Below are 7333 nucleotides of genomic sequence, written 5' to 3'. Positions count from 1 at the left end.
CTGAAACGCTGGCCGGCACCCCACCACGGGTGCCGGCCAGCGGCGTCTCCAGACCAGCCCAGACAGAAGCAGGTCACGCCACCCAGGCGTACCGCCGCTCGGGCCGGCCGGCCGCGCCGTAGCGCAGGCTCACCTCGGCACGTCCCGTACCCGAGAAGTGCTCGAGGTAGCGACGGGCGCTGACCCGGGAGATGCCCACCCGGTCGGCGCACTCGCTGGCTGACAGGGTGCCGTCGTGCTCGCGCAGGGCGCGTTCCACCAGCTCGGCGGTCTCCGGGCTGAGCCCGCGCGGCAGGGCCGGGGCGACGGCCAGCGAGCCGCTGCGGGAGAGTACCCGGTCGACGTCGGCCTGGTCGGCGACCACCGCCGCACGCAGCGCGGCGCGGCGGGCGGCGTACTGCTCCAGCCGGGCACGCAGCTCGTCGAAGCCGAACGGTTTGAGCAGGTAGTTGACCGCACCGTAGCGGACCGCCCGGCGGACCGTCTCGGCCTCCCGGGCGGCGCTGATCACCAGGATGTCGCAGTCGTGTCGGGCGGCCCGGAGCCGGGTCACCACGTCCAGGCCGAACATGTCGGGCAGGTAGAGGTCGAGCAGGACCAGGTGGGGCCGAAGCTCGTCGACCGCGGCTACGGCCTGCTCGCCGGTGCTGGCGGTGCCGACCACCCGGAAGCCGTCGATCCGCTCGACGAAACCGCGGTGGATCCGGGCCACCATGAAGTCGTCGTCGACGACGAGCACGTCGATCATCGCGCTCCCTCCAACACGCTGGGCAGCACCGAGATCCGCGCGGTGAACATCGCGCCCTCTTCGGTGTTTGCCACCGCGACCTCGCCGCCGCGACGGTGGCAGACCAGGCGGGTGAGCGCCAGGCCGATGCCCCGCTCGCCGCCCTGGGCCGCCTTGGTGGTGAAGCCGTGGGTGAAGACCTCCTGTGCCAGCTCCGGCGCGACCCCGGGGCCGCTGTCGCGTACGACGATCTCCACCGAGGCGGCGTCCTGGCGCAGCTCGACCTCCACCCAGGCGGGGCGCTCCGCCGGGTCGCCGGCCGCCTCCCGGCCGCCCGCCACCGCCTCGAGCGCGTTGTCCACCAGGTTGCCGAGCACCGTGGCGACGTCCGCCGACAGCTCCGCCGACATCCGGTCCAGCCCGGTCCGCTCGGAGATCCGCAGCTCCACCCGGCGTTCCGCGGCCACCGCCGACTTCGCCATGAGCAGCGCCGCGATCGCCGTGTCGTGGATCCGGCTGGTGACCGTCAGGTCGAGCGACGCCCGGTGCCGGCTGAGCGCGTCCACGTACCGGACCACCTCGTCGTACTCGCCGATCTGTATCAGCCCGGAGATGGTGTGCAACTGGTTGGCGAACTCGTGGGTCTGGGCTCGCAGCAAGTCGGTGGTGCTACGGAACGAGCCGAGCTCCTGCTCCAGCCGGGCCAGCTCGGTACGGTCCCGCAGGGTGGTGACCGAGCCGAGCCGACGGCCGTCCTTGCGGACCGTCATCCGGTTCATCACCAGCACCCGGCCGCGCCGGACCACCACCTGGTCCCGGGCCTCCGGGCCGCTGCCGGTGCCGGCCAGCACGTCCCGCAGCCGGCCGTTGATCCGCAGCTCGCGGAGGCTGCGGCCGAGGCAGTCCTCGGGCAGGTCGAGCAGCCGCCGGCCCACCGCGTTGACCAGGGTGACGCGCTGCTGCGGGTCCAGCGCGATGACCCCCTCGGCGATGCCGTGCAGCAGTGCCTCCCGGTGCTCGGCCAGCCCGGCGATCTCCCGGGGCTCCAGGCCGAGGGTCTGCCGCTTGATCCGGCGGGCGAGCAGCCACGATCCGATCACCCCCAGGCCGCTGGCGATGCCGAGGTAGGTGAAGAGGTACGACGAGGCTCCGACCAGTCGCTGCGACCAGGTCGGCGATGCCTCGCCGACGACCACCACGCCCAGGTACCGTCCGAGGTTCTCCCCCTTCCGGTCTCCGAGCACCGGCACCTGGGCCACCAGCTCCTGCGACCCGTCGACCTCCAGCTCGCCGAACCAGCTCCGGCCCTGCGCCACCTGGGGATCGCCGAGTAACACCGGGCTGCCGACCAGGGTCGGGTCCGTCGAGCTGACCACCCGGCCGCGGTCGTTCGCCACGGTCACGGTGGTCACCCCGGACCGGATCCGCGTGTTCTGCAGCAGCGGGGCGATCGCCTCGCCGGGCGCGGGCTGGTTGAGCCAACCCCGGAGCAGGGCATTGCTGGCCAGCTCCTCGCCGAGGGCGGCGACCCGGCGACCCTCGACGCGGTTGAAGGTGGCCGCGGACTGGGCCAGCGAGACGGCAGCCACCGCCACCAGCACCACGACGATGATCGCGAGCTGGAGCACGAGCAGCTGCCCGGCGAGCGTACGCCGCCGGGACGTGACCGCGACCACAAAGACCTCAACTTCCGCTGGTGACACAACGCAGACAGACGACCTGCTCGGAGGCCACCATCTTGCCGCCGGACTCATTCGAAACGGAAGAGAAACATGATGGCAAATAGGAGAAACCTGCTGGTCATGGGCGTGGCCGCCGCCACAGCGCTCGCCCTGGGCGCCTGCGGTGCCACCGCCGACAAGGGTGGGGCCGGCTCCGGCGCCGACGGCAAGCCGGTCACCGGACTGCGGATCATGGTCCCGAACAGCCCCGGCGGCGGGTACGACACCACGGCCCGCACCGCCGCGAAGGTGATGGAGGACGCCAAGATCGCCACCGGCGTGCAGGTGTTCAACCTGCCCGGCGCGGGCGGCACGGTCGGCCTCCAGCGGACCGTGAACGAGAAGGGCAACGGCAAGCTCGCCATGCAGATGGGGCTGGGCGTGGTCGGTGCCTCGTACACCTCCAAGTCGGCGGCGACGCTGACCCAGACCACCCCGCTGGCCAAGATGATCGAAGAGGCCGGCGCGATCGTGGTGCCGAAGGACTCCCCGTACAAGAACATCAACGATCTGGTCGCGGCCTGGAAGGCCGACCCCAAGAAGATCGCGGTCGGTGGCGGCTCGTCGCCCGGCGGCCCGGACCACCTGCTGCCCATGCAGCTCGCCAAGGCCGTCGGCATCGACCCGCGCCAGGTCAACTTCGTCTCGTACGACGGCGGCGGCGAGCTGCTGCCGGCCCTGCTCGGCGGCAAGGTGGCCTTCGGCGCCAGCGGCTTCGGCGAATTCCTCAAGCAGGTCGAGGCCGGCCAGATCCGGGTCCTCGCGGTGACCAGCGAGGCGCCGATCGAGGTGCTCAAGGACGTGCCGACGCTGAAGTCCTCCGGCATCGACCTGGTCTTCACCAACTGGCGGGGCATCGTCGCGCCGCCCGGGATCAGCGACGCGGACAAGAAGGTCTGGATCGACGTGCTGACGAAGATGCACGAGTCGGAGGAGTGGAAGGCCGAGCTGAAGAAGCGTGGCTGGACCGACGCGTTCGTCACCGGTGACGAGTTCGGCACGTTCCTGACCGAGCAGGACAAGGCGGTTGCCGACATCCTCAAGCAGCTCGGGTTGGCATGACCGACAGGACGACCCGACCGGACCGGGGCGGCGACCAGCCGCCCCGGCCGGCCGCATCAATCGTGCCGGACCAGGCGGCGCCGCCGGACCGGGAGATGGGCGGCCTGCCCCCCGTGCCCGCGCCGGCCGCGGAGCCGCCGCCTGCCGCTACGGCGGGGCAGCGCGCCGGAGCGGTGGCACCCGCAGGCGACGTGCCGGACGGTGACGGGCCGGCGGTCGAGAGCCCAACGCCCAGGCGGGACCGGGCGCAGTACGGGATGTGCGCGTTCCTGGCCCTGGTCGGCGCGCTGGTCATCTTCGACGCGACCACGCGCATCGGGCGGGCGATCAACAGCGCGGACCCGATCGGCCCGAAGCCGGTGCCGATCCTGCTCGGCGTGCTGCTGCTCATCGTCGCCGCGGTCTACGCGGTGGACGTGGCCCGCGGCGGCGCCGGTGAGCCGGAGGCCGGCGAGGACGTCGACCTGAGCACCCGGATCGACTGGCGTACCGTGCTGCTGCTGATCGGGGCGTTCCTGGTCAACGCGGTGCTGATCGACCGGCTCGGCTGGGTGATCAGCGGGACGATCCTCTTCTGGGGTTCGGCGTACGCGCTCGGCAACCGCCACTACTTCCGGAACCTGCTGATCTCCGTCGCGCTGTCGCTGATCACGTTCTACGCCTTCGCCATCGGGCTCGGTGTCAACCTGCCCGCCGGCGTACTGCAAGGGATCCTGTGATGGAAAACCTGGGCAACCTGCTCGACGGGTTCGGTCATGTGCTGACCCCGATGAACCTGCTGATCGCGCTGCTCGGCGTGACCATCGGCACCGCGGTCGGTGTCCTGCCCGGCATCGGCCCGGCGATGACGGTGGCGCTGCTGCTGCCGGTCACCTACAGCATGGGGCCGACCTCGGCGCTCATCATGTTCGCCGGCATCTTCTACGGCGGCATGTACGGCGGCTCGACCACCTCGATCCTGCTCAACACCCCCGGCGAATCGTCCTCGGTGGTGACCGCCATCGAGGGCAACAAGATGGCCAAGGCCGGGCGCGCCGCCCAGGCGCTGGCCACCGCCGCGATCGGCTCGTTCGTCGCCGGCACCATCGCCACGTTGCTGCTGGTGGTGGTCACCCCGCCGGTGGTGTCGTTCGCGGTCAGCCTCGGCGCGCCCGACTACTTCGCGGTGATGCTGCTCGCGTTCGTGGCGGTCACCGCAGTGCTCGGCGCGTCCCGGGTACGCGGCTTCGCCTCGCTGCTGCTCGGCCTGACCATCGGCGTGATCGGGGTCGATCAGACCGGTCAGCAGCGGCTCACCTTCGGGATCCCGCAGCTCATCGACGGCATCGACGTGGTCGTGGTGGCGGTCGGCATCTTCGCCGTCGGCGAGGCGCTCTGGATCGCCGCCCACCTGCGCCGCAAGTCCGGTGAGGTGATCCCGGTCGGCCAGCCCTGGATGGGCCGGGAGGACTGGAAGCGGTCCTGGAAGCCCTGGCTGCGCGGCACCGCGTTCGGTTTCCCGTTCGGTGCGGTGCCGGCGGGTGGGGCGGAGATCCCCACCTTCCTGTCGTACATCACCGAGAAGAAGCTCTCCAAGCACAAGGGGGAGTTCGGCCGGGGCGCGATCGAGGGCGTCGCCGGGCCGGAGGCGGCCAACAACGCCTCGGCCGCCGGCACCCTGGTGCCGATGCTGGCGATCGGCCTGCCCACCAACGCCACCGCCGCGGTGATGCTGGCCGCCTTCGAGCAGTTCGGCATCCAGCCCGGGCCGTTGCTCTTCGAGCAGGAGTCCACGCTGGTCTGGACGCTGATCGCCAGCCTCTTCATCGGCAACCTGCTGCTGCTGGTGCTCAACCTGCCGCTCGCCCCGGCCTGGGCGCGCCTGCTGCGGATCCCGCGCCCGTACCTGTACGCCGGGATCATCTTCTTCGCCTCGATGGGCGCGTACGCGGTCAACGCCCAGCCGTTCGACCTGTTCCTGTTGCTCGCCCTGGGCCTGCTCGGCTTCGGCATGCGCCGCTTCGGCCTGCCGATCCTGCCGCTGATCGTCGGCATCATCCTCGGCCCGCGCGCCGAGCTGCAGGGCCGGCGGGCGCTGCAGCTCTCCGGCGGCGAGCTGCACGGCCTGATCGGCGGCTGGGTGTCCTGGGTGATCTACGCCGCCGTCCTGGTGGTGCTGCTCTGGCCGCTGATCGGTCGGTTCGTGGTCCGGCCGCTGCGGGGAAGGTTGGTGACCGGATGACCATCCTGGTGGGTTACGTGCCCTCGCCACTCGGCGAGGCGGCCCTGCGGGCCGCGATCGAGCAGGCGCGGTTCCGCGACGAGCCGCTGCTGGTGGTGAACACCTCGCGCGGCGACGCGTACGCCGACCCGCGCCTCGCCCAGGAGGCCGACCTGGACCGGGTGGTCCGCGAACTGGTCGCCGCCGGGGTACCGCACAACGTGCGGCAGCTCATGCGGGGGCGGGACGCGGCCGAGGAGATCGTCGAGATCGTCGAGGCGGAGGACGTGTCGCTGGTGGTGATCGGCATTCGGCACCGCACCCCGGTCGGCAAGCTGATCATGGGATCGACCGCGCAGGAGATCCTGCTCCGGGTGCCCTGCCCGGTGCTCGCGGTGAAGGCCGGCTGAGTGGCGCCCGGGGGCTTGACGGCTCCCGGGCGCGCCCAGACCACCCTGCTGCTCACGCACACCATCGTGGTGCAGGCGGTCACCTTCATGCTCCGGCCGGCGTCCGCGTACCGGGCGCTGGAGCTGGACGTGCCGGGGGCCTGGCTGGGCGTGCTCGGGGCCAGCTTCGCCGTCGTACCGCTGGTGCTGGCCGTGCCCAGCGGGCACGCGGTCGACCGGTTCGGCGAGCGCCGGATCGCGCTCGCCGGGTCGGCCCTGCTCGCCGCCGCCGGCTTCGGCTTCGTGCTGCTCGCCGGCTCGGTGGCCGGCCTGGTGGTGGCCAGCATGCTGCTCGGTACCGCGCACCTCTGCGCGGTGGTGGCCCAGCAGGCACTGGTCGCCAACCGCACCCCGGCGCACCGGTACGACGCGGCGTTCGGCTACTACACCTTCGCCGCCTCGTTGGGCCAGGCGCTCGGTCCGGCCCTGATCGTGGTCTTCGGCGGCGACCGTGCCATCCCGGACACCCGGGGCATCTTCCTCGGCGCCACCGTGCTCGCGGTGCCGCTGCTCGCCGCCGCGGCGCTGCTGCGCCCGTCCGGGCATCACCGGCGGGCGACCGGGCCGGCGGCGGGCGGGATGCGGGAACTGCTCCGCCAGCCCGGGCTGGTCCGCGCCCTCACGGTGAGCTGCGTCGTCCTCGCGGCGGTCGACATCACCCTGGTCTACCTGCCCGCGCTCGGGGCGGAACGCGGCATCGCGGCCGGTTCGATCGGCGTCCTGCTCGGCGTACGGGCCGTCGCCTCGATGGCGTCCCGGCTGCTGCTCGGCCGGTTGGTCGCGGCGATCGGCCGGCGGGCGCTGCTCATCGGCACCGTGGCGCTCTCCGCCGCCGGGCTCGGCCTGCTGCTGCCGCCGCTGCCGTTCTGGGTGATGGCGGTGGTGGTCACCGTCGCCGGCCTCGGGCTCGGCGCGGGCCAGCCGCTGACCATGTCGTTCCTGGCCGAGGTGGCCTCGCCGGGGCTGCGCGGCCGGGCGATGTCGCTGCGGCTGACCGGCAACCGGCTCGGGCAGGTGCTCATCCCCAGCGCCGCCGGCGTGTTGGCGGCGGGAGCCGGCGCTGCCGGCGTCCTCGCCTGCACCGCCGCGGGCCTGGCCGGCGCGGCCATGGCCGCCACCGGCCTGCACCGCCACCGGCCCTGATTGAGCGAAGAGGACAACCATGAAGACTGCT

General features: G+C 72.4%; 7 protein-coding genes. 5 read left to right on the top strand and 2 right to left on the bottom strand.

The window, feature by feature from the left end; genetic code table 11:
- Positions 1 to 73: 73 nt before the first annotated feature.
- On the bottom strand, positions 74 to 748 hold the full coding sequence (locus ACNAW0_RS20815) for a response regulator (RefSeq protein ID WP_416289609.1): 675 nt from the start codon (positions 746 to 748) through the stop codon (positions 74 to 76).
- Entirely contained in the window at positions 745 to 2403 is a 1659-nt protein-coding gene (locus tag ACNAW0_RS20810) for an ATP-binding protein (protein ID WP_416289608.1), read from the bottom strand. The genes ACNAW0_RS20815 and ACNAW0_RS20810 overlap by 4 nt, the downstream gene beginning before the upstream one ends.
- Positions 2404 to 2502: 99 nt before the next feature.
- Between ACNAW0_RS20810 and ACNAW0_RS20805 the strand changes: the two genes are divergently transcribed.
- From ACNAW0_RS20805 to ACNAW0_RS20785, 5 genes are read left to right on the top strand one after another with little or no spacing between them, the layout of a single operon-like run.
- Positions 2503 to 3510, top strand: a complete 1008-nt coding sequence (locus tag ACNAW0_RS20805) for a Bug family tripartite tricarboxylate transporter substrate binding protein (RefSeq protein WP_416289606.1) — start codon at positions 2503 to 2505, stop codon at positions 3508 to 3510.
- The gene (locus ACNAW0_RS20800) at positions 3507 to 4229 is read left to right on the top strand and encodes a tripartite tricarboxylate transporter TctB family protein (protein WP_416289605.1); all 723 of its coding nucleotides are present in this window, start codon (positions 3507 to 3509) and stop codon (positions 4227 to 4229) included. The genes ACNAW0_RS20805 and ACNAW0_RS20800 overlap by 4 nt, the downstream gene beginning before the upstream one ends.
- Complete coding sequence (locus ACNAW0_RS20795) at positions 4229 to 5731, top strand: tripartite tricarboxylate transporter permease (protein WP_416289604.1); 1503 nt, start codon at positions 4229 to 4231, stop codon at positions 5729 to 5731. The genes ACNAW0_RS20800 and ACNAW0_RS20795 overlap by 1 nt, the downstream gene beginning before the upstream one ends.
- The gene (locus ACNAW0_RS20790; protein ID WP_416289603.1) at positions 5728 to 6120 is read left to right on the top strand and encodes a universal stress protein; all 393 of its coding nucleotides are present in this window, start codon (positions 5728 to 5730) and stop codon (positions 6118 to 6120) included. Before ACNAW0_RS20795 ends, ACNAW0_RS20790 begins: the two co-directional genes overlap by 4 nt.
- A gap of 15 nt (positions 6121 to 6135) precedes the next feature.
- Positions 6136 to 7302, top strand: coding sequence for an MFS transporter (locus tag ACNAW0_RS20785; protein ID WP_416289602.1), 1167 nt, complete (start codon positions 6136 to 6138; stop codon positions 7300 to 7302).
- Positions 7303 to 7333 lie beyond the last annotated feature (31 nt).

It is taken from the genome of Micromonospora sp. SL1-18, from assembly GCF_047921505.1.
GTDB lineage: Bacteria > Actinomycetota > Actinomycetes > Mycobacteriales > Micromonosporaceae > Micromonospora.
The sequence above is the reverse complement of the archived record's forward strand: the minus strand, read 5'-3'. Positions and strand labels throughout refer to the sequence as shown.